This window comes from Leptolyngbya sp. CCNP1308, from assembly GCF_034932455.1.
GTDB lineage: Bacteria > Cyanobacteriota > Cyanobacteriia > Phormidesmidales > Phormidesmidaceae > Nodosilinea.
Window position 1 is genome coordinate 206,377 of record NZ_JAYGIH010000073.1, and the last position, 24,541, is coordinate 230,917.

At 60.3% G+C, this 24,541-nt stretch carries 21 protein-coding genes; 8 read left to right on the forward strand and 13 right to left on the reverse strand.

Going from position 1 to position 24,541, the window contains the following annotated elements; genetic code table 11:
* Positions 1-60: 60 nt before the first annotated feature.
* Together VB780_RS17660 and VB780_RS17665 are read right to left on the reverse strand one after the other, a co-directional pair.
* Positions 61-2,577: an HDIG domain-containing metalloprotein gene (locus VB780_RS17660; protein ID WP_323352489.1), complete on the reverse strand. Its 2,517-nt coding sequence runs from the start codon at positions 2,575-2,577 to the stop codon at positions 61-63.
* Between the two features lie 156 nt (positions 2,578-2,733).
* Positions 2,734-3,480 carry a hypothetical protein gene (locus VB780_RS17665; protein ID WP_323352490.1) on the reverse strand — a complete coding sequence of 249 codons (747 nt, stop codon included), beginning with the start codon at positions 3,478-3,480 and terminating at the stop codon, positions 2,734-2,736.
* Positions 3,481-3,702: 222 nt separating this feature from the next.
* On the opposite strand from VB780_RS17665, the gene VB780_RS17670 reads away from it, so the two are divergent.
* Positions 3,703-4,374 (forward strand): peptidoglycan-binding protein, encoded by a 672-nt coding sequence (locus tag VB780_RS17670; protein WP_323352491.1) that lies wholly within the window; start codon positions 3,703-3,705, stop codon positions 4,372-4,374.
* Between the two features lie 328 nt (positions 4,375-4,702).
* Here VB780_RS17670 and VB780_RS17675 read toward each other — a convergent pair whose 3' ends face one another.
* Positions 4,703-5,002 (reverse strand): hypothetical protein, encoded by a 300-nt coding sequence (locus tag VB780_RS17675; protein ID WP_323352492.1) that lies wholly within the window; start codon positions 5,000-5,002, stop codon positions 4,703-4,705.
* A gap of 146 nt (positions 5,003-5,148) precedes the next feature.
* Positions 5,149-5,919 carry an imidazole glycerol phosphate synthase subunit HisF gene (gene hisF, locus VB780_RS17680; protein ID WP_323352493.1) on the reverse strand — a complete coding sequence of 257 codons (771 nt, stop codon included), beginning with the start codon at positions 5,917-5,919 and terminating at the stop codon, positions 5,149-5,151.
* 287 nt (positions 5,920-6,206) lie between these two features.
* Here hisF and VB780_RS17685 point away from each other — a divergent pair, with 287 nt between their 5' ends.
* The 5 genes from VB780_RS17685 (at position 6,207) to psb35 (ending at position 11,833) form a co-directional block, all read left to right on the forward strand.
* Complete coding sequence (locus VB780_RS17685; protein ID WP_323352494.1) at positions 6,207-6,407, forward strand: DUF2862 domain-containing protein; 201 nt, start codon at positions 6,207-6,209, stop codon at positions 6,405-6,407.
* Between the two features lie 293 nt (positions 6,408-6,700).
* The gene (locus VB780_RS17690) at positions 6,701-7,801 is read left to right on the forward strand and encodes an ArsA family ATPase (RefSeq protein WP_323352495.1); all 1,101 of its coding nucleotides are present in this window, start codon (positions 6,701-6,703) and stop codon (positions 7,799-7,801) included.
* 186 nt (positions 7,802-7,987) lie between these two features.
* On the forward strand, positions 7,988-9,037 hold the full coding sequence (chlG, locus tag VB780_RS17695; protein ID WP_323352496.1) for a chlorophyll synthase ChlG: 1,050 nt from the start codon (positions 7,988-7,990) through the stop codon (positions 9,035-9,037).
* Positions 9,038-9,121: 84 nt separating this feature from the next.
* Positions 9,122-11,506, forward strand: a complete 2,385-nt coding sequence (locus VB780_RS17700) for a PBP1A family penicillin-binding protein (RefSeq protein WP_323352497.1) — start codon at positions 9,122-9,124, stop codon at positions 11,504-11,506.
* A 129-nt stretch (positions 11,507-11,635) separates the two neighbouring features.
* The gene (gene psb35 / locus VB780_RS17705) at positions 11,636-11,833 is read left to right on the forward strand and encodes a photosystem II assembly protein Psb35 (protein WP_323352498.1); all 198 of its coding nucleotides are present in this window, start codon (positions 11,636-11,638) and stop codon (positions 11,831-11,833) included.
* Positions 11,834-12,007: 174 nt separating this feature from the next.
* On the opposite strand, the gene VB780_RS17710 is transcribed toward psb35, so the two are convergent.
* From VB780_RS17710 to VB780_RS17730, 5 genes are all read right to left on the reverse strand, one after another.
* On the reverse strand, positions 12,008-12,202 hold the full coding sequence (locus VB780_RS17710; protein ID WP_323352499.1) for a hypothetical protein: 195 nt from the start codon (positions 12,200-12,202) through the stop codon (positions 12,008-12,010).
* A 287-nt stretch (positions 12,203-12,489) separates the two neighbouring features.
* On the reverse strand, positions 12,490-13,284 hold the full coding sequence (locus VB780_RS17715) for an ABC transporter permease (RefSeq protein WP_323352500.1): 795 nt from the start codon (positions 13,282-13,284) through the stop codon (positions 12,490-12,492).
* A 139-nt stretch (positions 13,285-13,423) separates the two neighbouring features.
* Positions 13,424-14,326: an ABC transporter permease gene (locus tag VB780_RS17720; protein ID WP_323352501.1), complete on the reverse strand. Its 903-nt coding sequence runs from the start codon at positions 14,324-14,326 to the stop codon at positions 13,424-13,426.
* 73 nt (positions 14,327-14,399) lie between these two features.
* Positions 14,400-15,530, reverse strand: coding sequence for a spermidine/putrescine ABC transporter substrate-binding protein (locus tag VB780_RS17725; protein WP_323352502.1), 1,131 nt, complete (start codon positions 15,528-15,530; stop codon positions 14,400-14,402).
* Between the two features lie 153 nt (positions 15,531-15,683).
* On the reverse strand, positions 15,684-16,805 hold the full coding sequence (locus tag VB780_RS17730; protein WP_323352503.1) for an ABC transporter ATP-binding protein: 1,122 nt from the start codon (positions 16,803-16,805) through the stop codon (positions 15,684-15,686).
* A 251-nt stretch (positions 16,806-17,056) separates the two neighbouring features.
* Here VB780_RS17730 and VB780_RS17735 point away from each other — a divergent pair, with 251 nt between their 5' ends.
* Positions 17,057-17,611, forward strand: a complete 555-nt coding sequence (locus VB780_RS17735; protein WP_323352504.1) for a hypothetical protein — start codon at positions 17,057-17,059, stop codon at positions 17,609-17,611.
* A 142-nt stretch (positions 17,612-17,753) separates the two neighbouring features.
* Here VB780_RS17735 and VB780_RS17740 read toward each other — a convergent pair whose 3' ends face one another.
* From VB780_RS17740 to pilM, 4 genes are all read right to left on the reverse strand, one after another.
* Positions 17,754-19,940 (reverse strand): AMIN domain-containing protein, encoded by a 2,187-nt coding sequence (locus VB780_RS17740; RefSeq protein WP_323352505.1) that lies wholly within the window; start codon positions 19,938-19,940, stop codon positions 17,754-17,756.
* A 103-nt stretch (positions 19,941-20,043) separates the two neighbouring features.
* A complete protein-coding gene (locus VB780_RS17745; RefSeq protein WP_323352506.1) occupies positions 20,044-20,949 on the reverse strand; it encodes a hypothetical protein in 906 nt (301 codons plus the stop codon).
* Positions 20,946-21,722, reverse strand: coding sequence for a PilN domain-containing protein (locus VB780_RS17750; protein ID WP_323352507.1), 777 nt, complete (start codon positions 21,720-21,722; stop codon positions 20,946-20,948). The genes VB780_RS17745 and VB780_RS17750 overlap by 4 nt, the downstream gene beginning before the upstream one ends.
* A 2-nt stretch (positions 21,723-21,724) precedes the next feature.
* Positions 21,725-22,825 carry a type IV pilus assembly protein PilM gene (gene pilM, locus VB780_RS17755; RefSeq protein ID WP_323352508.1) on the reverse strand — a complete coding sequence of 367 codons (1,101 nt, stop codon included), beginning with the start codon at positions 22,823-22,825 and terminating at the stop codon, positions 21,725-21,727.
* A gap of 432 nt (positions 22,826-23,257) precedes the next feature.
* On the opposite strand from pilM, the gene purT reads away from it, so the two are divergent.
* Positions 23,258-24,475: a formate-dependent phosphoribosylglycinamide formyltransferase gene (gene purT / locus VB780_RS17760; protein WP_323352509.1), complete on the forward strand. Its 1,218-nt coding sequence runs from the start codon at positions 23,258-23,260 to the stop codon at positions 24,473-24,475.
* Positions 24,476-24,541 lie beyond the last annotated feature (66 nt).

Consider the following 24,541-nt stretch of genomic DNA (forward strand, 5'->3'; position numbering starts at 1 on the left):
CCAGAATTTAACTCAAAACTCAACATTTAACATTCATACCTCATTCACTTCCTCACTCTCCTACCCCACCTTCGGTGCCAACGCCGCCTTCGGGTAAGCAATTCGCTTGTGGTTGTACTGCTGCCACACCTGCACAAAAATCTCGGCAATTAGAGTCATGTGGTCGCGGGTGAGGCCCGATTCTACCAGCTGGTTGTCTTTCCAGCGGGCGCGGAGGATGCGGTTGACCATCGCCAGGGCTTCATCGGGGGTGGCATTGGTGAGCGATCGCAGGGCCGCCTCGCAGGAGTCGGCCAGCATGACAATGCCGGTCTCGGGCGACTGGGGAATGGGGCCATCGTAGCGGAAGTCAGATTCTTTCACCGCCAAGGCCGGTTCATCCTTAGCCAGCTCCTGGGCCTGGTGGTAGAAGTAACTGATCAGCATCGTGCCCTGGTGCTCAGGAATGAAAGATCGCACCGCCTTGGGCAGCCGACACTTGCGGGCCATCACAATGCCCTCAGTGACGTGCTTTTTAATGATTGTGGCGCTGAGCCAGGGGTCGTTGAGTTCGTCGTGCTTGTTGGGGCCGCCCATCTGGTTTTCTATAAAACCTTGGGGGTCATGCATTTTGCCGATGTCGTGGTAGAGCGTACCGGCCCGCACCAGCTCGACGTTACAGCCCAGGGCGCGGGCAGCGGCCTCGGCCAGGCTCGAGACAAACACAGTGTGCTGAAAGGTGCCCGGCGCTTCCGAGGCCAGTCGCTTCAGCATGGGGCGGTTGGGGCTCGACAGCTCGGCCAGACGAATCGGCGTGACCAGGTCAAACAGGTGCTCTAGGTAGGGGCTCAAGCCCTGGGCGGCAATGCTAGAAATCACCCCGTAGACGCCCTGAAGAGCGGCCCCAGTGAGCATAACCGACCAGGCAGAAATTAACGAAACCGGGCTTACCACCAGGGTCAGCAGCAGGTAAACCACCCCCTGGGTGAGGCCGACACCGCCGCCCAGCAGGGCCAACTCTTCACGCGATCGCATGCGGCTGGCCAGCAGGCTGCACACCAGCGCCCCCGCCGCCCCCGCCATAAACGAAATGCCCCCCACCGCCGAACCCACCGGCAGCAGCACCGCCACCAGCACCACCAGCGTGCCGCCCAGCACCGGGCCGTAGAAGCTGCCCGCCAACAGTCCAATGGCCGGTAGCCCGTAGGCCGCTACCCCAAAAATTTGCATTACCCCAGTGCTGATCACCATCGCCGACAGCAGCAGATAGTCTTTTTGGCGCAGCCGGTGGGGCACCCAGTGCTCAACCAGCAAAAACAGACCCACCCCACCCGCCACCAGCCCGCCAAACATGGCCAGCCCCCAGTAGTTAAAGCGGCGCTGGCTGAGGTTAAAGGTGTCGAGCAGCACAAACTGTTCCTGGCTGATGGGTTCTCCAGCCGACACAATCAGCTCGCCCTGCTGCACCTCCACAATCACCGGCTTCACGGCCTCTGCGGCCATGTCGGCCTGTTGACGGGTGCGATCGCTATCTTCGACCAGGTTGGGCTCTAGGGTCGAGAGCAAGAGCTGACGGGCCAGGGGCTCGATAGGACGGGGCAGATTGTCTTTGAGCTGAAGGTAGGCCGCCCGATCCAACATCTCGGGCGGCAGCCCAGCATGAATGCCCTGGGCCAGCATGCGCTCGGCGGCTTGGCGAATCTCGGCCTGGGCACTGACCCAGTCTTGCACAGGCAGATCAAACAGAGGTGGAGCCTCGGCAACGCCCTCGGACTGAGCAGCTAGCAGCGTTAAATTGGCCATCGCCTCTTGATAGCTCTGGCGAGACTTTTCTACCGCCGTCAGCAGTTTTGCCAGCTCTTGGCTGCTAGAACGCTGGCCGTAGGCCCACAGCTCGCCCAGGGCCGTCTGCTGGTCAGGGGTAATAGTTTGGTTGCGCAGCAGTGTTTCCAAGGGCACCTGCTCACCCCTGGCGCTGTCATCGGCCAGGGGGTCGATCAGGCTGCGCAGCTTCAGCCAGGTGGCATCGTCGGAGCGGCGCAGGTAGACCTGCACCTGGGTCGACAACGTGCTGGTGGCGACGAAGGGCACTCCCCCGGCCTGACGGCGAACATCGCCCACCTGGGCCATCAACGCGTTGAGCGATCGCAGCACCGAGTCATCGACAGCGGGGTCAACCCGCAGCACCCGCAGGGCACCGCTGCGGGCATCGCGGCGGCGCTCTTCGGTGGTTTCTTTATCTTCGACCCGCACCGTGCCTGGAGCCAGCACAGTATTGGGGGCAATGCTGCCCACCTGCAACCCCGGCTGATTGTAGAAACGCTGTCCCAATATGGCCGTTAATCCTAGGGCGGTGACGGCAAAGGCCAGGCGGGGGTGGCGAATATTTTTTTGCCGCCGCAGAGGGCGACAGGGCTGGGGCCGTCCTGGGAGGCGGCGCTGGGCCGAGGTTGCGATCGCCTTGGTATCTATCAGATCTAAATCTAGGGATAGCGATCGCGGCAACAGGGTAGGTCGCGGGGTGAGCGGCTTCGTCGCCTGCTGCTCTAAGACCCACCAGCGCTCGACCGCAGCCACAATGTCTTGAATTGCCTTCATAGATTGAGACAGTTAATGTGGGTGGGCAGAGGCCGGGGAACCCCAGACTGAAGATTGGAGAGCACCCACTTCCCCGCAGTGCGGCTTTGAACCCAACCGAGGCCTCTCTGAAGCTATTATAGGCGGCGGCTATGGTCAACGTTTGTGCCTGCCGGCTCAACCCCTCAGCCCCAGGGGCACAGCGGGGGATGCCGTCTGGGACGCTACCCCAGCCCAGCGCCCGTGCAGTGACTCCGCCAGGGCCGCCAGGGCCGAGGCTTCTAGCCCCTGCCACGGGTCAGACTGGGCCGGGCAATAGTCGAGCAGCCAACGCTGACGCAGTGCCGCGCCTAGGCCAGCGCGCCCCGCGGCTAGCCCCGTCAGTAACCCCACCAGGGCGATGGCCGCAGGCCCCCAGCCCCGCTGGCGAGCTGCGCCCTGGGCCACGGCAAACTGTCCCTGACTCTGAATCACCAGGTCTAAGGCCTGCCCCACAGAGCCAGGGCCATCCCTCCAGGGGCTGGGCACCACAAGGGCGGGAGTCCCTAGGCCAGGAACCATTTTCAGCTGCTGGCAGAGCGCGGCAAACAACTGTTCGCAGGCGAGAGAGGACTCAGCAGACAAATCCAGATCGGCTACCCAGCGATTCACAGCGGCCCGATGGTGCCCATGGGCATCGGCCATCACCCACAGGTAGGGGAAGGCGTTGATCGCGGCGGCGGGGCCGGTCAGCGCCTGAAAGTGAGGCCGCCAGCGCGTTGGCAGCAGCAGTGCTCCCCCGGCGCAGGCGGTGGCCGTTTGCAGTAGCCCCCCTTGCCACCCCAGGTCTGCGACAGTGCGCGGGTCAGGAAGGCTGCGATCGCCCATCACAATGGCTTCTAGGGCTGCCGTCAGGCGATCGTGCTGTGAACTGGCTTGACCCATGGCTTGCCTCGCTTTGCCAGCGCCCTCCGTAAAGACCCTGTTGAATTTTAAGGGGTGTAGTAGTCTATTTTTTGACAGCAATTCTATAATGCTTGCTGTCAAGCCCTTAGGGTTCTACCGATCTTTGTTACCCTGCCTGGAGCCAAGTCTATGTTCCGCGTCTCCCCTTTCATACAGCTCACGGCTCCAGGGGGGGCCAGCCAGCGCCTTTGGAAAACAGCCGTGGCGATTTCCCTCCGGGGAGGCTGCGCCATCGCCCTGGGCGTCGGCCTAGCGGCTCCCGTCGTCTTAGCTCAAACCCCACCCGAGGAGGCTCCCCCGGCGAGCCAACCCGCCACCGCCACCGTGAGCGGCGGGCGCATTGTGCGCCCTACCCTTCAGCTTGGCAGCCAGGGTGAGTCGGTGCGCGAGCTGCAATCGATGCTTATGCTGCTGGGCTACCACCCCGGCCCGGTGACCGGCCTCTACCAAGAGGACACCGCCGCCGCCACCCGTCGGTTTCAAACCGCAGCGGGCGTTACCGCCGACGGCATTGTTGGCCCCGCCACCTGGAGCCGCCTGTTCCCAACCCCACCGGGGGAAGCCAATCCCCCGACGGCCACAGCTCCTGCCGAAACTACCCCGCCGGCCACCAATCCCCCGTCCTCAACTGCGCCCACCAATCCCAACGACGGGTCTTCAGCCACTGTCGCTCTACCGGTGCTGCGCCCCGGCATGGAGGGAGACGTCGTGCGACAACTCCAGCAGCGCTTGCGCACCCAGGGATTTTACACGGGCACCGTCGATGGGGTATTTGGTAGCCAAACTGAGGCCGCCGTTCGGGCTGCCCAGGAGGCCAACAACCTCACTGTAGACGGCATCGTTGGCCCCGCCACCTGGCGAGCACTCAATTAAAAGAAGGATGCCTGGGTAGGCCAGCCGCTCCCAGCCGCGAAGGGAAGGGCGCGATCCCGGGCACGATGACAGCCATGATCGCCAACCAGGCGTCTTTCACCAGAGCAATACCGTGGCTTCATCGAGGTCACTAATCATACCGCCAGGGTCGTTACCCCTTCCAAGATAGCCATGCCACGGGCGGAAATGGCCACGGCATAGCACCCTACCGCAACGGCTGAGTCCTAGCAACATAATGCGGCGAACGGTCTTAAACATCGCCAAAAAGCCGCCAGAGAACTCAGGTTCTAGGCGGCTTTTTAGGGGTATGACCTGCTGTAGTGACAAACTAATCTAGCTGTACTAACCAATCGTTTACCATATTGGCCGACTCAGGCAGAGTGGCGCTAGCGTAGGTGGAATAGGGAATATCTAAAGCTTCCATGGTAGACATCTGCTGAGCGGCATGATCCATATAGAGCATGTAGTTACCCATCAGAAAATAGACACCCATCAGGGCGGCAGCAGACGATGCCACCAAAAAGCCCGCCAACATCAGAGAAAATTCCTGACCTTTGACAGCTTGCTCCATCAGGCGGAGCGCCCAAGCCACTAAGGCAATAACAATAGTCAGGATAAGCAGCAGCATGGAACAATGACTGTTGTAACGATATGGATAGTCAGATGAATGACTGAGTCTATATGTTACACATCGTAACAGGCATTCATAAAAGCAGCATGGCTTCCACAGAATGTCTTCAGATTTACTAGCTGAGGTCAACAACCAGGCAATAACTAGATCAGGCGTACGGGCACCTGGCGATCGCGCAAATGCTCCTTCACCTGCTGCACCGTTAGCTGCCCGTAGTGCAGCAGTGAGGCCAGCAGGGCCGCCTCGGCCTTCCCCTCGGTGAAGGCCTGGTGAATGTGGTCGCAGTTGCCGGCCCCGCCGGAGGCAATCACCGGCACCGGCACGCGATCGGCAATGGCGCGGGTGAGGTCGAGGTCGTAGCCCGCCTGGGTACCGTCGGCATCCATGCTGGTGACCAGCAGCTCGCCTGCCCCTTGGTTAACCACTTCCTCGGCCCAAGTAAGAGCGTCAAGCCCAGTATTCTCGCGACCCCCACGCACGTAGACATCCCAACCAGGATTGCCCGGATCGCTGCGGCGACGGGCGTCGATCGCCACCACAATACATTGGGCTCCAAAGCGATCGCTGGCCTCTCTAATCAGCTCTGGCCGCTTGACTGCCGCCGAGTTAATGCTGACCTTGTCGGCCCCGGCCCGTAACAATTTTTTAATGGTCTCTAAGGATTGCACCCCCCCGCCCACCGTGAGGGGAATAAACACCTGCTCCGCCGTGCGGTACACCACGTCATAGATAATGTCGCGGTCTTCGTGGGTAGCGGTGATGTCGAGAAACACCAGTTCATCTGCCCCGGCCTGGTTATAGGCCTGGGCTAGCTCTACCGGATCGCCCGCATCGCGCAGGTCGACAAAGTTAACTCCTTTTACCACCCGTCCAGCCTTCACATCTAGACAGGGCACAATCCGTTTCGCCAGCATTGCGTTCTCCTTAGTTTCCCGAGTGGAGCCGTGGGACGGTGGGTGGGTAGGAAGTCAACAGGTGCTGCTGTTGCGCGTTGGTCACATCAAACCATCCTTGGCCCGTCACCCTTTGGCCTCATCCTTCACCCATCTACCCTCACGCCCTAACCCCATTTTCCCCGATCGCAAATTAACCCCTTCCCCCGCTCCACAATAGAGGATTATGACGATCACCAGGGGCCAAGACGCTGATACACTGTCTCTTGGTTTTATCGTTGGACATGCAGTTGGAGCCCTTAGCAGACATGGCTTTAGAGATTGGCCAGAAGGTGAAAGTATCCCGACTACGCGATCGGGTTTCTAAGAATGTAGCGGCTTACCTCGGCAAGCGCGGCGTCGTGAGCCAGTTCAAAATGGTGGACGGCAGCGACGTTGGCGTCGTAGTGGAGTTTGAAGATCGCTACACCACCTGGTTCTTTGAAGATGAGCTGTCTGCAATTCAGTAGCAGACGGCCTCGCCGAGGCAATTTTTGCAGCTGCTAAGATTTGGAGTGCCTCTTTACTGCCCCCCCATTGAAATCAAGGGAAAAACCAAGGGCAGTCAATACGGTGGCAACAGCTTAAGAGCGGGGAATGCCCAGCCAATCTCCCCTTTTAGGCCGATTTCACCGCGACCCAGTCCCCGAGATGATCGGCATAGGTTCCTTAGGGTGCAGACGCGGGGCAAATTTGCTCTGGTGTATTCCTAGGAATGCTTTGAGCAGCGATGACCTGACCAACGCGTAGGCCCAGTTTTTCTATGGCATTAATTCTCACTTACTTGGGTAAGGGCGGCAGCGGCAGTACGACTGTGGCGATCGCCGCCGCCAAACAGCGGGCGCGGGCCGGGCAGCGGGTGCTGCTGGCCATTCAGGATGTAACGCCCGCACCCGCGCTACTGCTGGGCCAGGCTCTGAGCGTAGAACCCCAGGAGCTAGAGCCCAACCTTTGGGCTATGCAGTTTCAAACCGCAGCCCTGCTGGAGCAGAGCTGGGACGAAGTCAAAGCGCTGGAGTCGCAGTACCTGCGCACGCCTTTTCTCAAGGCGGTCTATGGTCAAGAGCTAGGGGTAATGCCGGGTATGGATAGCGCCCTGGCGCTAAACGCTCTGCGGCAGTTCGACAGCAGCGATCGCTACGACGTGATCATCTACGACGGCAGCGATCCGTTGGCCACCCTGCGGATGCTGGGCATGCCCGAAATTCTCGACTGGTACCTGCGCCGGTTTCGCGGCGTGTTTCAGCAGTCCGATGTGGGTCGGGTGATCTCGCCCTTTTTACAGCCCATGGCCTCGGCGGTGCTCGCCGTTGACTGGTCGGGGGATGTGCTCGATCAGCCCACTGGACAGGTGCGATCGCAGCTCGAAGAGGGTCGCCAGGCGGTGACCAACCCCAGCCGCATGGCCGCATTCTTAGTCACCACGCCCACGGCAGGATCGGTGGCGACGGCCCGCTACCTGTGGGGCAGCGCTCAGCAGATTGGGCTGACGGTGGGCGGCGTTTTGGTCAACCATGGCGTGCTCGATGCCGAGCAGATCCACGCCTTTGCGCCCCTGCCCCAGGTGCCCCTGCCCTCGGTCATCGACCAGGGATGGGATGCTGCGGTGGCAGCGCTGCCTGACCCCGCCCAGTGGGCGGCAGCGGCTCCGCGCCCCGTGACCGTGGATGCGGCAGCCAAGACCGTGCGTCTCTTCCTACCCAGCTTCGACAAAACCCAGGTCAAGCTCACCCAGTATGGCCCCGAGGTCACCATTGAGGCGGGCGATCAGCGGCGCAACCTGCTATTGCCCCCCGCACTCCAGGGCAAAGCCGTGGCCGGGGCCAAGTTTCAGGATCAGCACCTAGTGATTTCCTTTAGCTAAGGCGATCGCGTAGACCTTCATAAGGGAATTGCCCCGGCTCCAATGTCATTGATTCTCAGGAAAATCAACCCTCGATTCGGCCAGGGTTTGATTCTGAGTCGAGAAATGTGGCACCGTGGGTAGTGATCGCCTAAGTTTTGCCTAAGTTCTGATCGACGTTGTATCGACCCGTAGCATTCCCTCACCATGGCTGAACCACCGTCCTCAACTCCGGTCAACAACGCTCCAGACCAATCCCCTACTGCTGAAATCGCCCCTGAAGTCGCCTCTGAAATCGCTTCTGGAGCCCAGGGCAACGCCGCCCGCCAGATGTTGGGCATGAAGGGGGCCAAGGCTGGCGAAACCTCGATTTGGAAGATTCGTCTTCAGCTGATGAAGCCCATCACCTGGATTCCGCTGATCTGGGGGGTGGTGTGTGGGGCAGCCTCCTCTGGCCATTACCGCTGGAGCCTGGAGTACGTACTGATTGCAGCGGCCTGCATGCTGATGTCGGGGCCGCTGCTGACCGGCTATACCCAAACCATCAACGACTTCTACGATCGCGACATCGACGCCATCAACGAGCCCTACCGGCCCATCCCCTCGGGGGCGATCTCCATTCCCCAGGTGGTGGTGCAGATTCTGGTGCTGCTGGTGGGGGGCATCGCCGTGGCCTTTGCCCTCGACCGCTGGGCGGGCCACAGCTTTCCCACCATTACCGCCCTGGCCGTAGGCGGGTCGCTGGTGTCCTACATCTACTCGGCGCCGCCGCTGAAGCTCAAGCAAAACGGCTGGCTGGGCAACTACGCCCTGGGGGCCAGCTACATCGCGCTACCCTGGTGGGCGGGCCACGCCCTGTTTGGCACCCTGACCTGGAAGATTGTGGTGCTCACCCTGTTCTACAGCCTGGCAGGCCTGGGCATTGCGGTGGTCAACGACTTTAAGAGCGTGGAGGGCGATCGCCAAATGGGGCTCAAGTCGCTGCCGGTGATGTTTGGCGTCACCACCGCCGCCTGGATTTGCGTGCTGGCGATCGACATCTTTCAGGGGGGCGTCGCCGCCTACCTGATGGCCATTCACCAAAACCTCTACGCGGTGCTGCTGGTGCTGCTGATCATTCCCCAGATCACCTTTCAGGATATGTATTTTCTGCGCGACCCCCTGGGCAACGATGTCAAGTATCAGGCCAGCGCCCAGCCTTTTTTAGTGTTAGGTATGCTGGTAACAGGGCTGGCACTGGGGCACACCGCTCTTTAGGGATCCGCGTAATCACGGCTGTACCCTTGAAGAAATGGCCGAAACCCCATACAGTTCACAGAGGATGTGAAGGGCAACGCTGCTATGGCTCGATCTTGGTTTACCCGGCTGTCGTTTCCTTCGAGGAAATCGTCGCGGCCCTCAGGACGGAGCAGGTCTGGGGCCAGTGTGGCCAACGGTGCGCGGGTCTCTCCACCGCGAGTAGAATCCCAACCTGGCCCATCGGGCGAAAAGCCGGAGTTGCCGCGCCGCTACCGGCCTCTCTTTTTGCGTCCCCTATTTTGGCTGGTGCTGCTGGCTGGGGCAGGCATTGCCGGGGGCGGCACTCGCGCCTACCGCGTGTTCGAGACCACCAACGCTAACCTGCCCGACCCCGACCAGGCTCTCACCTATCAGCGCGACGGCACCGTCACCATGGTCTCGGCGGACGGGGTAATTTTGCAGAAGCTTGGCCCCGCCACCCGCGAAACCATTACCTATGAGGCCATGCCCGAGCACCTGGTGGAGGCATTTATTGCCTCCGAAGACCAGCGCTTTTATGAGCACGACGGCGTTGACTACCGCGGCATTGCCCGCGCCGCCTGGGCTAACGTGCAAAACCGCGAGCTGGTGGAAGGAGCCAGCACCATTACCCAGCAGCTGGCCCGCATCGTCTTTCTCGACCAGGAGCGCAGCTTTCAGCGCAAGATTAAAGAGGCCATGATGGCCACTAAGCTCGAAGACAGTCTGACCAAAGAGCAAATTGTTGAGCGCTACCTCAATCTGGTGTACCTGGGGTCTGGGGCCTACGGCGTGGCCGACGCCTCCTGGGTGTACTTTGGCAAAACTATCGATCAGCTCACCGTAGCCGAGTCGGCGATGATTGCCGGTATGGCCCCCGCCCCCAGCCTGTATTCCCCCACGGTCAATGCTGAGGCCGCCCGCAGTCAGCGCGATCGCGTCATTCGCCGCATGCTGTCCACCGATGTGATCAGCGGTGTCGAGGCAGAAGAAGCGATCACGACAGAGGTATCGGTCACCCCCAATCAACCCAAGTTTCTCTACAGCGAGTTTCCCTATTTCACCATCTATATTCAAAAGCAGCTGGAGGCGCTGCTGCCCCCCGACCAGCTAGAGGCAGGGGGGCTAACCGTCGAGACCACTCTCAATGTAGTTTGGCAGCGCCGGGCGGAAGAAACCGTTGAAGACGCCGTCGCCCGCTACAGCGGTTGGCAGAATGTGGGACAGGTATCGCTGGTGGCGGTGGATCCCCGCAATGGCGAAATTAAAGCCATGGTGGGGGGCACCGACTTCACCAGCGAAAACCAGTTCAACCGGGTGACCCAGGCCCAGCGACAGCCGGGCTCCACGTTTAAGACCTTTGTGTACGCGGCGGCGATCGCAGGCGGCATGTCGCCCTACAAAAACTACATGGATGCCCGCTACGTGGTTGATGGCTATGAGCCTAAGAACTACGGCAAAAACTACAGCGGCGGCATGGATTTACTCCAGGCCCTGCGCAACTCGGTCAACATTGTAGCGGTCAAGCTGCTGGTGGATGTAGGCTTTGACCCAGTAGTTGAGCTGGCGGGGCGTATGGGTATTGAGTCCCCCCTGCTGCCCGCCTATTCCCTGGCCCTGGGCACCTCTGAGGTCAACCTGCTAGAGCTCACTAGCGCCTACGGCACCCTGGCCAACAAAGGTATCCATCGCCCTGCCCACGGCATTCGTCGGGTGCTGAACAGCAGTGGCGAAGTGATCTACGAACGCCCCAATGAGTCAGAGCAGGCCATTGACGCCAACAGCGCCGCCATCATGACCTGGATGCTGCGCGGTGTTGTGGAGGGGGGCACCGGCAGCAATGCCTACCTGGGGCGGCCAGTGGCGGGCAAGACCGGCACTTCCGAATCCTATCGTGACCTGTGGTTTGTGGGCTACATTCCCCAGCTGGTGGCGGGCGTATGGATGGGCAACGACGACAACACCCCCACTAGCGGTGCCAGCAGCATGGCGGCATCGGTCTGGCGCAGCTTCATGGCCAAGCTCACCGACGATATTCCTGTAGAGCAGTTTCCGAGCGTGCCCCGGCTGGGCGGGCGCAAGGGCAGCATTACCCTCAGCCCGGTCAAACCCGGTCGCGTGATTGCTGAAAAAGGCCCTTCTCAAGCCTCAGAGTCGGCCTCTAGCTCTAGTGGGGGAGAAAGCCGCCGGGCGCGGCGGGAAGAGAGCAACTCTAGCAGCAGCGAATCGGCACCAGCACCGGCCTCAAGCGACAGCTCCAACAACAGCTCGCCAGCACCCGCCGAATCAGCCGCCCCCGTCATTACTGAAGATCCACCTGCCCCCGAGCCCCAGGCTCCCCCACCTCAGCCCGTCAATACGGCTCCGGTGGCCCCGGCCCCAGTGGCCCCGGCTCCCGCTCCGGCCCCGCCCCCCATTGTGTCGCCGCCACCGCCCCTGGAAGCTCCGCCGCCAGTCGGTGGGGAATAGACCTTGGGGTAGAGCCCTGGAGCTTGCCAATGCCTATGGCTCCTTCAAGGGTCAGACCTGGGAGTGATCCCTAGGGATGGCTTGGCATCGTAGGATGATACACAACTGATTTCGGAGTTTAATTTGGCTATGTCACTTTATTTTGCGATCGCAGGCGAAGCTGGTGCAGGTTCGTCGTTTGTGCTGGTGTATGTAGTGGGCTTTATCGCCGCCGTCAGCATTGGCTCCATCGCTTGGTACAACTCCAAGCGCCCTGCTGGCTGGGAAAACAAAGAAAAACCCGACTTCGTTCCCACCGTCAAGCCTGAGGAAGGCGAAGAGGGCTAGGTCATCCAAACCCGAAAACCGCTCCAGCCTCGGCCCCACCATAGGCCAGAGGCGGCTGGGGTATGTTCTAGCGATCGCGCTGCCGTCTGAGTCTAGCTTGGGCGGTGGTTGCTTTTAGCAGCTCTCCACCTAGCCTGGGTGTCTTTGCAAAGCCAAACGTCCATCAAACCATGCTCAATCGACCACCCGCAGTCGTCCCTGGCGAATCGCTTCGAACACTCGCTGGGCAGTGGCGTGGTCTTGGTTGCTGAGGGTGGGTTGGCTGAGCAAAATTTCCATTAGCTCTCGCTGCACCTGGCGACTGATGCGGCGATCGGCAAAGATTTGATCGACGAGGGCTTTAAGGGATTGGCTCGTGGTTTGAGGCATGGTGACGACCTGAGCTAATTGAGGCTATAACCAATATCGCCTGTAGGCATCAACTGCAAGGTGATATAACCTCCCCTGAGGCATGATCCTCAACGGGTCAAGGCGTGATTGATAGCAGCGCAACAGGTGGTTTAAATCACTAGATAAGCAGTTGCCGTGGAGTAAGGCTGGGCTGCTTTACGGATTGGCTGAGCCAAAGGAAACGACTGGCTAGGCTACCTGAACTCCTTAGATGCCAAGACGCGAGCGAATGTTCCTGGCCAAGTCGGATTGAGCCAGAACAGCTTCTAGGTGCTTTGCCGCTGGCGATCGCCCCAGTAGCGTACATATTCAGCTATCCCCGCCAGCAGGGCTGAGCCCAAAATTAGCATCACGCTGAGGGCGTTGATATCGGGCTTTACCCCCGTGCGCACCCGGCTAAAGATCTCAATGGGCAGCGGGTTGGCACCGCCCCCAGCGGTAAAGCTGGAGATCAGCAGGTCATCCATGCTGAGCACAAAGGCCAGTAGGCAACCGGCCAAAATCCCCGGTGCCAGTTGGGGCAGCAGCACTTTGAACATCGCCTGGGTGTGGGTTGCCCCCAAATCTAGAGCAGCCTCTTCGAGGTTGGGGTCAAGACGCTGGAGGCGGCTAGACACCACCACCGCAATGTAGGCCAGGCAAAACACCATATGCGCTGCAATGATGGTGCCCAGGCTGAGGGGCACCGCCACCGACGCCAAAAACACCAGGGTCGCCACTGCGATCGCAATGTCAGGAATAATCAGCGGCAGATACGACATGCCCCGATACAGTCCCTTGCCCGGAAATCGGTAGCGGGCTAGACCAATCGCCATCAGCGTGCCCAGCACCGCCGAAATCGCTACCGCTACGATCGCGATGATCAGACTATCTTGCAGGGCGGCCAGCAGGCGGCGATCGCTAAACAGCGCCCGATACCACCGCAAACTAAAGCCGCCCCAGCTGGCACTGTAGCGCGAGTCGCTAAAGCTGTACGCCCCCAGCACAATGATTGGGAAGTACATGAAAGCGTACATCAGCGCGGTGAAGAGGCTAGGCCAGGTGACGGGGCGGGAGGGCATGGGCGGGGGGTTAGTAGGTGGGGAAGGTGGAGGAGATGGGGGGCTACGAATTTTGGATTTGCGATTTTGGATTTTAGGTAGGTTAGGGACAGACATAGGTCTGTCCTGGCGCGGGGTGAATGGATAGGTGGATGGGGAATCAAGCTTCGGTGACGGTGTTGCGATCGCCGTAGCGGATCAGGAGGGCGATCGCCAGGCTGACCGCCAAAATCAGCACCATGCTCAGGGCAGAGCCAAACCCCCAGGCGCGGGTAGGGCCGAGAAACTGGTTATAAATTAGCCGAGAGATATTCATCGACGAGGCCCCACCGAGCAGCGTGGGCACGACAAAATCGCTCAGGGTGCTAATGAACACCAGCAGACTGGCCGCCGCAATGCCGGGCAGGGTTTGGGGTACAGTAATTTTCCAAAAGCTTTGGCGGGGGGTGGCCCCCAGGTCAGCGGCGGCCTCTAGCAGCCGAATGTCGAGCTTTTCGAGCGATGCATAGAGAATCAGCACCATGTAGGGCAAAAAGCTGTAGGTGAGGCCAATAAACACCGCCGTAGGCGTATTCAGCCAGTTTTGGGCGGGTAGCCCAATCGCAGTCAGCATCCCGTTGAGCACGCCGCTGGGGCGCAAAATGGTCGTCCAGGCGTAGGCCCGCAGCAGCGACGATGTCCACAGGGGCAGAATAAACGCCACCAGCAGCAGGTTGCGCCACCGCTGGGGCGACATCAGCGCCAGCCAGTAGGCCACCGGAAACCCCAGCACCAGGCACAGAGCCGTAGAGCCCACTGCAAACGCCAGCGATCGCCCAATCACCCGCAGGTACACCGGCTGCAAAATTTGTAGGTAGTTGCCCAGGCCGTAGCCGCCGCTGGGCTGCCCCAGCCGCAGCCCCGGCACGAGGCTGATTTCAAGAATGAGCAGGGTGGGCAGCACCAGCAGTACCAGCAGCCATACCCCCGCTGGCCCCAGCAGCGTCACCGGCCCCAACCAACGCCGGGGGGCGAGGCGATCGGCCCAGGCGGGTGAGGGGGTGGGTGAGGAGGCAGGGGTCATGGGGGAGGAGCCTGTAGAAATGCAAAATTCAAAATTCAAAGTTCAAAGTTTTGAATTTTGAACTTTGAATTTTCTAAGCGCTGGTCACTTCAGTCCAAAACTGGTCAAACAGATCGGTGCTAGCGGTATCGACGGCCACAATGCCTTCGCTCTTGGCCAGAACTTCCTCGGCGGGGTAGAGGTCTTCGTTGTTTTGAATGTCGGCGGGCAGCAGGTCAAAGGCGGCCTGGTTGGCGGTGGCAAAGAACAGACGCTCTACGGCGGCGCTGGCCACCTCTGGCTCCAGCAGAAAGTTGATCCACTGGTAGGCGGCATCGACATTGGGGGCGGTGGCGGGGATGGCCAGGGTGTCGGTCCACAGGGATGCCCCGCTGGCGGGGATAATGTACTGCATGCGGTCGTCTTCGAGGGTGAGAGCGATCGCATCGCTGGAGTAGGCCATCGACACGCTCAGGTCGCCGCTGAGCAGCTCATTCTCAAAGCCGGTGGTCTTAAAAGCGGCGATATGGGGTCTCAGCTCTAGCAGTCGGTTGTAGGCCGCTTCAATTTCGGCGGGATTGTTGGAGTTGTAGGAGTAGCCCAGCGACTTGAGGGTGGCCCCTAGGGTTTCACGCATGTCATCGAGCATGGTGATGCGGCGGGAGAGGTCGGCCTGGTTATCCCAAAGAAAGTCCCAGTCGGCGGGTTCGCCGGGGGAGGCATCGCGGTTGTAGAGCAGGCCCGTGGTACCCCAGCAGAAGGGAACGCTGTGGGCATTGTTGGGGTCGTAGGCGGGGTTGGCCCACTGGGCTTTGAGATTCTCTAGCCCGGTAATGCGGCTTTGATCGAGTTCGGTAAGCAGGCCTAGCTCCAGCATTTCCGACACCATATAGTCGGAGGGATAGATGATGCTGTAGGCATCGCCGCCCCCGGCCTGAAGGCGGGTGAGCATGACCTCGTTGGAGTCAAAAATATCCACCACGACCGGAATGCCCGTGCGCTCGGTAAAGGCTGCCGCCAGACCGTCATCGGTGTAGTTGGCCCAGGTGTAAATGTGCAGGGTGCCGTCGTTGGCGCCCCCACCCGCCGGTGGCCCCGCCAGGTTTTGGCGACAGTTGGCCGCAGTCAGACCGGCCACAACCGCTGCTGACCCTTGCAAAAACCGCCGCCGACTTACGGCAGCCCGGCGTGAGCAGGGGGGAGTGTGTAGTCGCGTTCCAGGCACAGGCATTCTCCGGAGGGAAGGGGGACAGCGGCGATCGCAGGGAAAGGGGGACGACCTATCTTTAGTTTCCCTATCTTTAGTTTCTAAGTATATGGCGATGCGCCTGGAGTAACGCTCAAAAGCGGCGATCGCAGCCCCAGAGCCACTTAACGCTCAGGCCGCGTCGAGCACCAGGCAGTCGTCGGCGGCCCAGTGGACATACACAGCGGTATCGACCCCGACTAACGACTCAGCCCGGTTGGGCTGGCGCACCATCAGAGTTTCGCCTGAACCCAGGCGCACCATGCAGTGCAGGTGAGTACCCAGGTACATGAGGTGGCTAATCTGCCCCTGATAGCAGTTATTGGCCGCCGCCGGCGCACTGAGGCTGAGGTTAATTTTTTCGGGGCGCACGCTCACGACCACGCTCTGGGCGGCGCTGCTGCTGGCTGTGCAGGCCAGCACTCGCAGACCGCTGTCGGTGGTGACCTGAACCTGGCGGGGGTGGGGCTGGTCGATCTGCCCCGGCAGCAGGTTGGTGTCGCCAATAAAGTCGGCTACAAAGGCGGTGCTGGGTCGGTCGTAGATGTCGCTGGGGGTGCCGATCTGCTCAATTCGGCCGTTGTTCATCACGGCGATGCGGTCAGAAAGCGCCAGCGCCTCCTCCTGATCGTGGGTCACCATAATAAAGGTAATGCCCAGCTGGCGGTGCAGATTGGTCAGCTCCACCTGCATCTGCTTGCGCAGCTTTTGATCTAGAGCCCCCAGGGGCTCGTCGAGCAGCATTACCGCTGGACGGTTGACCAGGGCGCGGGCCAGGGCAACCCGCTGCTGCTGTCCGCCCGACAGCTGAGCCGGGTAGCGGTTGGCCATGGCTTCTAGGCGCACCAGGCGCAGGGCTTCGGCAACGCGATCGCGCACCTGTGCCGTTCCCATACGGCGAATTTTGAGCCCAAAGGCAATGTTGTCTTTGACCGTCATATGGTCAAACAGGGCATAGCTTTGAAAGACGGTGTTGACCGGGCGGCGATGGGCGGGCACGGTGCTGACGTTGGCTCCCTGAATCATCACGTCGCCAGCGGTGGGGGTTTCAAAGCCGGCAATCAGGCGCAGGGTAGTGGTTTTGCCGCAGCCCGAAGGACCCAAAATACTGAAGAACTCGCCCTGACGCACCGCCAAGTCGAGATCGCGAACGGCCACCTCTGACCCAAAAGCCTTAACCACCTGCCGCAGCTCAACATCCGGCTGGGTGGCCGGGGTCGCCGTCGTCGCCGCAGAATGCACCATCTGAGCCATGGTCGTTTCTCCTGGGTTCACCCCAACTGTAGCGATCGCCCCCATGAGAGACAAGTCGCTGCCGTCACAACCACTGCCTAGGTTTCAGACCGATACCCGAGCAGTACTGCCTATACTTTACCCACCCTGGCGATCGCCGACGCATTCTGCCCCAAAAAAGCCGCTATTCCCCACCTTAGCCCCCAAAAAGACGGCATCGGGAAGCCAGCAAAACGTTACCATGGCACCAGATAGTGCTCGGGAGTACAAATATGCCCGCCAACCTTGCCCAGTCGCTGCTTCAGCGCCGTCGGCCCACCCTGGTGTGGGCCATGGCGATCGCCGCTGGGGTTGCGATCGCCGGGTGCCGCCCCAGCCCCCCTCCCCAGAGCGAAACCCTCAACCCCACGCCGCCACCTCCCGCCGACTCTGCCCCTGAGACTCCCGCCGCGCAGCCCACTGAATCCCCAACGCCAACCCCAGCGGCCCCATCGAACACCCCCACCGCCACCCTGCCCAATGCCCTAATTCGAGAATGGCAGCCCCTGAGCAATGTGCTGTTGGCCTTTGGTTCCATGACCCTGACGCCCGACCAGGTGCAGTGGAGCAGTGGACAGGTCAGCCCCTACACCCTGATTAGCACCGAGGGGGGCTACCTACTGGAGCTAGAGGCCAGCCCCAGCTTTTACGACACCCAAAACCGCTACATCAAGCTGATTCCCAAAGCCGACGCCACTGCCGAGTCCATTGAGGTGGCCTTTTATCCGGACGATACCCAGCTCCAAAACGACGAATACATTATGTATGGCGGCTACTTCGCCGAGTAGCCGTTTATTCCCTTTATTCGGCGCAAAAAATAGGGCAGATGCGCCCAATCTTCGCATCTGCCCCGTTAGTTAAGCGTCTTCTCGACTGAAGAACCGTGAACCTCTACCCACCAAAAGAATCGGGTTTTGGCAAGAAATTGGCCTACTCCTCCTGCCGACCTCGATTCTCCAGGATCTCCTGCACCGCCTCACTGGGGGTGTACTGATAGCCAAAGGTCGACTGATCCGAGTCATCCAAAATCTGCGGCGTCAGCAGCACAATTAGCTCTCGGCGCTGGTTGTCTGTAACCGTACTGCGGAACAGCGCCCCCAGGATGGGAATATCGCCCAGGATGGGAATCTTGTTGATGCTGTTACGCTCTGACTCTTGGATAATGCCGGAAAGCAGCAGAGTTTGACCATCACGAATCCGCACCTGGCCGGAGCTGATCTGGCGCTCTGACAGCAGGAAGAACGTGCCAGCATCACTGGTGAAACTGTCGGTCGGGGCCGAAATACTAGGAGCCACCGAGAGCGACACAAAGCCATTGTCATCGATGCGATCGACGTCAATTTGCAAAATCAAGCCCGCCGGCTCAGTCTCAATATCCAGGGTGGTTAAGGTTCCCGTCTCGGTCACCTCAATGGTTTGCGTCAGCTCAGTCACCACATCTTGGGTTAGCTGAACCGTAGCCGTCTGCCCCTCCTGCACAATTAGAGTGGGGTCAGTAATAATCTTACCGTTGCCGTTCTGCACCGTCCCCAGAAGCTGAGCCAAGAAATTACCGGAGGTGTTATTTTGACCAGGGCCACCTAGCGTACGCGGCAGGATTGGCGTGCCCGTGGGGGTTTGCTGGTCTAGCGGGCTAGGTGTACCGCCGTCACCAATATTGAGAATACCGAGACCGCCAGCGCTGAGCACCCCAAACAGCCCGTTTTGGAAAGAGAAGCTGGTGCCAAAGGCATCGAGAGCATTGAGATCGATATCAATAACTCTGACGTTGACTGCCACCTGTCGCCGACGTAGGTCAATGCGAGTGAGTTGCTCGGTGGCAATGGCGACTAGGTCGGCCCGGCCAACGAGGGTAACTGAATTGGTGCGCTCATCGGCGACCACCTGCAACCCGCGCAGAATGCCTTGGCTATCTTCGTAGTCAACCCGGCTAACCTCAATTTGATCGACCGTTGAGGTCTCTGTTTGGGTAATTGGGGGAGTACCCTCGGCGACGGTTACAGCATTGACGTTGGTGACCAAGCGCTCTCGGCTGACAGCGCTCTCCGCCCCCAGAGCGACTAGAAAGTTAGTGGCTACGGCAGCATCAACTTGATTCAGCCGCAGGGTTCTAGCGGTGACGTTCTGAGCTGAAACCGGCAGAGTCGGCCCCACATAAACGCTGCGGCCCACCCGGTTAGCCTGCAAGCCAGTCACCCGCAAGACATGGTTAAACACGTCTTGCACAGACTCATTTTCAATATCTAGGCTGACAGGCGGGCCATCAGCACTGGCGGCAGTGGCATCTCCAGTCGTCGTTGTTCCCCCGGCGGGAGTAAAGACCAGGTTGAGGCCTGCCGCCCGTGCTAGCAGCGACAAAACCTCGCGGGCCGGGGCATCCCGCAGCAGCAGCTTGGGAATCCGCTCGTTGCTGCCCAGGTTGATGCTGTTAAAGGAGGGTACCCCTTCCGCTACAGAAATGTCGCCAATCGGAGGTGCCACGGCGCGGGGTAAAAACGGCGGCACTTGCTGCACCTGGGGGCGTGGTACCGGAGCCCCATCAATGATGACTTCGGGGTTGGGCACTAGCACGTCGGGGCTAGCCGGGGTGGGCACCTCTGGAGCCGCTTCGGGGGCTGGCTCTGGGGCCGCTTGGGCCACGGTGGGAGGAGCAGCCGGAGCAGGCACAGTCTCTAGCTCAGCGGGCACTGGGGTAGGGACCTGGGCGGTCTCACCGTCATTGCGAATTGACAGCACCACCTGGTTGTCGCTGGACTCCACTGCGCCCACAGGGGGCTGGCTGGTACCACTGACGGTAATGCGAACGCTATTGGCATCGAGGGGCACCACAGACACCTGACTGATGCCGGGAGCGGGGTTAGCCTGGGTAAAGCTGCCGCCATCGGGCAGGTTGAGCTGGGCGCGAGTAATATCGGCCTGTAGGGTATTGCCCTGACTGACAGTAAAGACGCTGCTGTTGTCGCCGCCCTCAGTCTCAAACACCAGATCTAGCCCGGTGGCGGTGGGGTTGAGGCGGACATTGGTAATGCTGGTCACTGAGGCCAGGCTAGGCTGGGCGGCTAGGGCAACCAGTGCGCTGCCAAGCAAGATTGGGTGCAGGTTCATTAGACGGTTCACGGTTCACTCCTCCATCACAGATGCGGCGGGGCCGCGCGGGGTTTGACTGGGCTAGGTGGGTAGATCGGGCGGTGGCAGTAGCAGCGGGGCTCCAAAGATTGGGCTAGCCACCCTCGGGCGGCGGCGCACCTTCGACGGGGGCTTCACCCTCGGCGGGCGGCGGGGCGGGCGGCTCGGGCGGCACGCTGGGGTCACCAATGGGCACGAGCACTTCGAGGGTGTAGTCGGTGAGCAGCAGGCGGCTGATGCCCAGCAGATCCTCTTCGGTAGCATCGGACGGCGGCGGCGCAATACTCTGCTGCATATCTTTAATAATGATCAGCGGCTCTAGACGCTCAATGTTGCGCATAATGCTGAGCGTTTGGGGAAACAGCGCCTGCATTGACACATCGACGGTGACGCGCTCTAGCTTGCCGTTGAGTTCTGGGCCAAGGTCAGTGACCGGCTCTGGCGGGCTGGGGTTAAACCGCAGCAGCTCAGAAGAAAAGAGCTGCTTTTGCACCTGGGGAGTAGCGGCAAATTGGGTTCTGACCCGCTGGATCTGCTCTCGGGTGAGCCCTAGGGCAGCCAACTGGGCATTGTCCAGACGAGCTGGGTCTGCCCGCAGCACATCTGCGATCGCAGCGTTGCTATTCTGAATTTGCTGATTGATGTCGAGCAGCAGGGTATCGAGGGTCTGGGAACCGCCGAGCAGGCTGTAGACCCCTACCCGCTGCTCAAGGGCCGAATTAAGCTCGGCCTGCAGGGCGGCGCGATCTTGGAGACTGGCCCGCTGCTGGTCAACCTGAGCCTGCTTTTGGGTAACTTCGGCCTCCAGAGCGGTTTTTTGCTCCACTACGGGCTTGACCACAAAGTTGTATAGGGCAAAGGAGCCAATCAGCCCCAGCACCGCCAGGGCAATGCCCTGCGCCTTGGGGGTAAGCTCAATACCAAAGACCGTAGGATAGGTAGGGCCGACTTCTAAGGCCTGATTCTCGTCGGCGGGAAGGAAATCACCAGCTGCGGTCATTCGATCACTCCTTTTTCTCTCAGGGCCTGAAGACGGGTCACTAGACCGACGGTACCCTGGCGCTCAAGCTCATCCACCAGCTGGGAGGCTGGGGTATCGGTGATGTTGGCACCGATGGTGTAGTCGATCAAAAAGTCAGGGTCGCCCACCGCAGTGCCCGGGCAGCGGCCCTGGGTTTGGGGGTCGAGCAGGGTGGGCTGCTGCTGAGCTTGACTGATGGCTACGGTATCTGACTGCAACAGGGGCGATCGCTGGAGCACCAGGGCAAAATCGTTAATTTCGTCGTAGGAGCAGGCCACACCATTGATAGACAGCCCATCAACCGACTCTACTTCAACGGCAGGGTCAGTTTGCTCGGGGGTAGTCGTCGTCTGGTTGAGACTGACGATTTGGACTCGGGCCGGGGTGCGGGTGCGAATATCTTGCAGCAGCGCCGACCAAGGCAAAATATCGTTAAAGACTGCCACAAAAGCGTTAATTTCGGCGCGAACCAGGTCGATTTGCCCCTGAATACCGCTAATTTCCTGAAGCTGGCTCTGGAGCTGCGCCGTTTCGGCATCTAGTTCAGCACTGCGGGTTCGAAGCTGATTTACCTGGCTGCGAGTCACCACCCAGTAGCCGCCCACCAGCGCCAAAGGCACCAGCGCCGCCGCCAACCCTAAAAACAGCGGCCTGCGATCGCCCGGGGCCACCCCGCCACCCCGAGCCCGGGGCTTGGCCTCAAAGACGCGAACTTCGCGATCCTTGAGAAAATTAATATCGAGACCGTACATCGCTACACCTCCCGCATGCCGAGACCGATTACTGTTGCTAACCCTGCCCGCTGACTCTCGGGAATGTCTTCTGCCACTTCCAGCGACAGCGCCGAAATCGGGTCGATCTGGCTAGCGGGCAGACTGAGCCGCTGGGCCAGAAATTCGTCGAGTTGGCCAATGGAAGCCCCTGGCCCAGCCAGCAGCAACTGAGCCACCTCCATGTCTTCCCCCTGGTTGAGGTAGAAGTCAATAGAGCGGCGCAGTTCGTCAGATAGCTCGCCCAGCACCCGCAGCATCGCGGTGGTGCCAGGATTAGTGTTGCCCATCTGGGGCGCACCCACGGTATCCATGGTTTGAATGGGCACCGTCATGCCCTGGAGCAGCTCGGTATTGCGGGAGGGAGGCAAATTCATGGCCCGGCTGAGGGCGCTCTGAATCTGAAAGGTGCCAATGGGTACGGTGCGCGAGAAGTGGGGCACCCCATCGACCACAATGGAAATTTCGGTGTTTTCGAACTCGATATCGACCACGGCGGCGGCCTCCTGGGGCGTAAACTGCCGCAGCTGCTCGCGAATCGTGCGAATCAGGGCAAAGCTAGAGGTTTCGAGCACGTTGAGCGCTAGCCCCGCCTGCTGAAACACCTCAATGTAGGGATCGGTGAGGTCTTTGCGCACCGCCACCAGCAGCACCTGCACCTTCTCGATGCCGTCTTCATCGACAAAATAGCCGAGCTTTTGGTAGTCAACATCGGCCTCTTCGCGGGGGAAGGGCAGGTAGAGACTGGCCTCCTGGTTGAGCACCATTTCGCGCAGTTCGTTGTCGTCGAGCTCGGCGGGCACCGGAATGACGCGGGTAATGGCCCGGCCCGGAATAGCGGTGGTGGCCTGCTTGACCTTGAGCTTGCTCTCAGTGAGCACCGTTTGAATGGCATCGGCCATGGCGGCGGTGTCTAAGATTTGGCCTTCCTCGTAGATGCCCTCGGCCAATTCTACCGAGGCCAGGGATTCTAACTTAAGCGAGGCTCCCTGCTTTTTTAGGCGGGCCAAATTAACTCTCTCGGGGGTGAGCTCGATACCAACTCCCCGAGGCTTGCGACTAAAAATGGCTTTGAAACTATCCACGGTAGTATCCGAAAAACAGGTGGGTAACCAGAAAACCTGCCTGGTTTAAATGACAACCAAGCAGACCCAAACGAGCCCGTTTCTTTCCTTCGAAAAGCCATTCTCAGGCACTCAAGAAGAGATCCAGCGGCCCAGCAATCGTCCCTGGGGGAAAAGTGCTAACGAATGGTACACAATTTAATTCAGATTTTCCACTTTTCTTGTTCAAGCACTAGTTTCTGAGTCGGAAGATAGATAAACCTATCTCTCCTGCCCCTACACCCAATGGTTTTGCCGTTGCTCCTGAGGTAATGCCGAGCCAGCGAAGGCCCGGTATCATCCGCGATGTTACACACAATTTCGAAAAGTGAGCACTTAATATTGAGAAACTATGGCCCTGTCGCTGTATTTCTTTACGCGCTGTCTTGATCTTTACGCCTGGAGTAACTTGTTATGACCACCCCGCTGTCGCCCCTAGCACCCCTAGGCACCCCCCTGAACGAAGAGGCCCAGCGCCTGCTGCTGCTGGGGTCGGGGGAGCTAGGTCGAGAGGTGGCCCTAGAGGCGGTGCGCCTGGGGCTGGAGGTGGTAGCCGTCGATCGCTATGACCATGCCCCGGCCATGGCTGTAGCTCACCGTAGCCACGTCATCGACATGCTAGATGGCAACCGGCTGCGGCAGGTAGTAGAAACCGAGCGGCCCAGTCTGATTGTGCCGGAGGTGGAGGCGATCGCCACCGATACTCTAGTCGCCCTAGAGGCCGAAGGCTGGCGAGTCATCCCCACCGCCCGCGCCACCCAGCTCACGATGAACCGCGAGGGCATTCGGCGGCTGGCGGCAGAAGAACTGGGGTTAAAGACCTCACCCTTTCGCTTTGCCGGGACTGAGGCGGAATATTTAGAGGCTATCCAGGCCATTGGCCTGCCCTGCGTGGTGAAGCCGATCATGAGTTCGTCGGGCAAGGGCCAGAGCACCGTGCGCCAGGAGTCTGAGGTGCTGTCGGCGTGGAACTATGCGGGGGAAGCGGGTCGGGGCAAGAGCGATCGCGTCATCGTCGAAGGCTTCGTACCCTTTGATACCGAGATCACGCTGTTGACCGTGCGGGCGATCGACGGCACCCACTTTTGCCCCCCCATCGGCCACCGCCAGGAGGCCGGCGACTACCGCGAGTCGTGGCAGCCCTGTGCCCTGCACCCCGACACCCTAGCCGCCTGCCAGAACATGGCGAAGGCGGTTACCGACGCCCTGGGGGGGTGGGGGCTATTCGGGGTGGAGCTATTCATTGCAGGGGAATCCCATCAGCCTCAGACCGTGTACTTCAGTGAAGTCAGCCCCCGACCCCACGATACCGGCATGGTGACGATGGTGAGCCAGCACCAGTCAGAGTTTGAGCTGCACGTGCGAGCGATTTTGGGCCTGCCCATTGGCGAGATTACCCTGGTGCAGCCAGGGGCCTCGGCGGTGATTTTGGCATCTGGCAAGAGCGACCATCCCCAATATTCTGGCCTGGACAGAGCACTGCAAGTGCCCACCAGCAAGGTGCGGTTGTTTGGCAAGCCCACTGCCCACCCCAACCGCCGCATGGGGGTGGCCCTGGCACTGGGGGATACGGTGGAAGAGGCCAAGGAGCGGGCGATCGCCTGTGCAAATGCCGTACAGGTGATTCTATAAACCCCCCACCACAACCGCCCAAATTAAGCGAAAATGAACAACCGTGATGGCTGTACCCTGACCGCT

Coding starts and splice junctions, on each gene's coding strand:
- VB780_RS17660 (WP_323352489.1), bottom strand. CDS start 2,577: ATGAAGGCAATTCAAGACATTGTGGCTGCGGTCGAGCGCTGGTGGGTC.
- VB780_RS17665 (WP_323352490.1), bottom strand. CDS start 3,480: ATGGGTCAAGCCAGTTCACAGCACGATCGCCTGACGGCAGCCCTAGAA.
- VB780_RS17675 (WP_323352492.1), bottom strand. CDS start 5,002: ATGCTGCTGCTTATCCTGACTATTGTTATTGCCTTAGTGGCTTGGGCG.
- hisF (WP_323352493.1), bottom strand. CDS start 5,919: ATGCTGGCGAAACGGATTGTGCCCTGTCTAGATGTGAAGGCTGGACGG.
- VB780_RS17685 (WP_323352494.1), top strand. CDS start 6,207: ATGGCTTTAGAGATTGGCCAGAAGGTGAAAGTATCCCGACTACGCGAT.
- VB780_RS17690 (WP_323352495.1), top strand. CDS start 6,701: ATGGCATTAATTCTCACTTACTTGGGTAAGGGCGGCAGCGGCAGTACG.
- chlG (WP_323352496.1), top strand. CDS start 7,988: ATGGCTGAACCACCGTCCTCAACTCCGGTCAACAACGCTCCAGACCAA.
- VB780_RS17700 (WP_323352497.1), top strand. CDS start 9,122: ATGGCTCGATCTTGGTTTACCCGGCTGTCGTTTCCTTCGAGGAAATCG.
- psb35 (WP_323352498.1), top strand. CDS start 11,636: ATGTCACTTTATTTTGCGATCGCAGGCGAAGCTGGTGCAGGTTCGTCG.
- VB780_RS17710 (WP_323352499.1), bottom strand. CDS start 12,202: ATGCCTCAAACCACGAGCCAATCCCTTAAAGCCCTCGTCGATCAAATC.
- VB780_RS17715 (WP_323352500.1), bottom strand. CDS start 13,284: ATGCCCTCCCGCCCCGTCACCTGGCCTAGCCTCTTCACCGCGCTGATG.
- VB780_RS17720 (WP_323352501.1), bottom strand. CDS start 14,326: ATGACCCCTGCCTCCTCACCCACCCCCTCACCCGCCTGGGCCGATCGC.
- VB780_RS17730 (WP_323352503.1), bottom strand. CDS start 16,805: ATGGCTCAGATGGTGCATTCTGCGGCGACGACGGCGACCCCGGCCACC.
- VB780_RS17735 (WP_323352504.1), top strand. CDS start 17,057: ATGCCCGCCAACCTTGCCCAGTCGCTGCTTCAGCGCCGTCGGCCCACC.
- VB780_RS17745 (WP_323352506.1), bottom strand. CDS start 20,949: ATGACCGCAGCTGGTGATTTCCTTCCCGCCGACGAGAATCAGGCCTTA.
- VB780_RS17750 (WP_323352507.1), bottom strand. CDS start 21,722: ATGTACGGTCTCGATATTAATTTTCTCAAGGATCGCGAAGTTCGCGTC.
- purT (WP_323352509.1), top strand. CDS start 23,258: ATGACCACCCCGCTGTCGCCCCTAGCACCCCTAGGCACCCCCCTGAAC.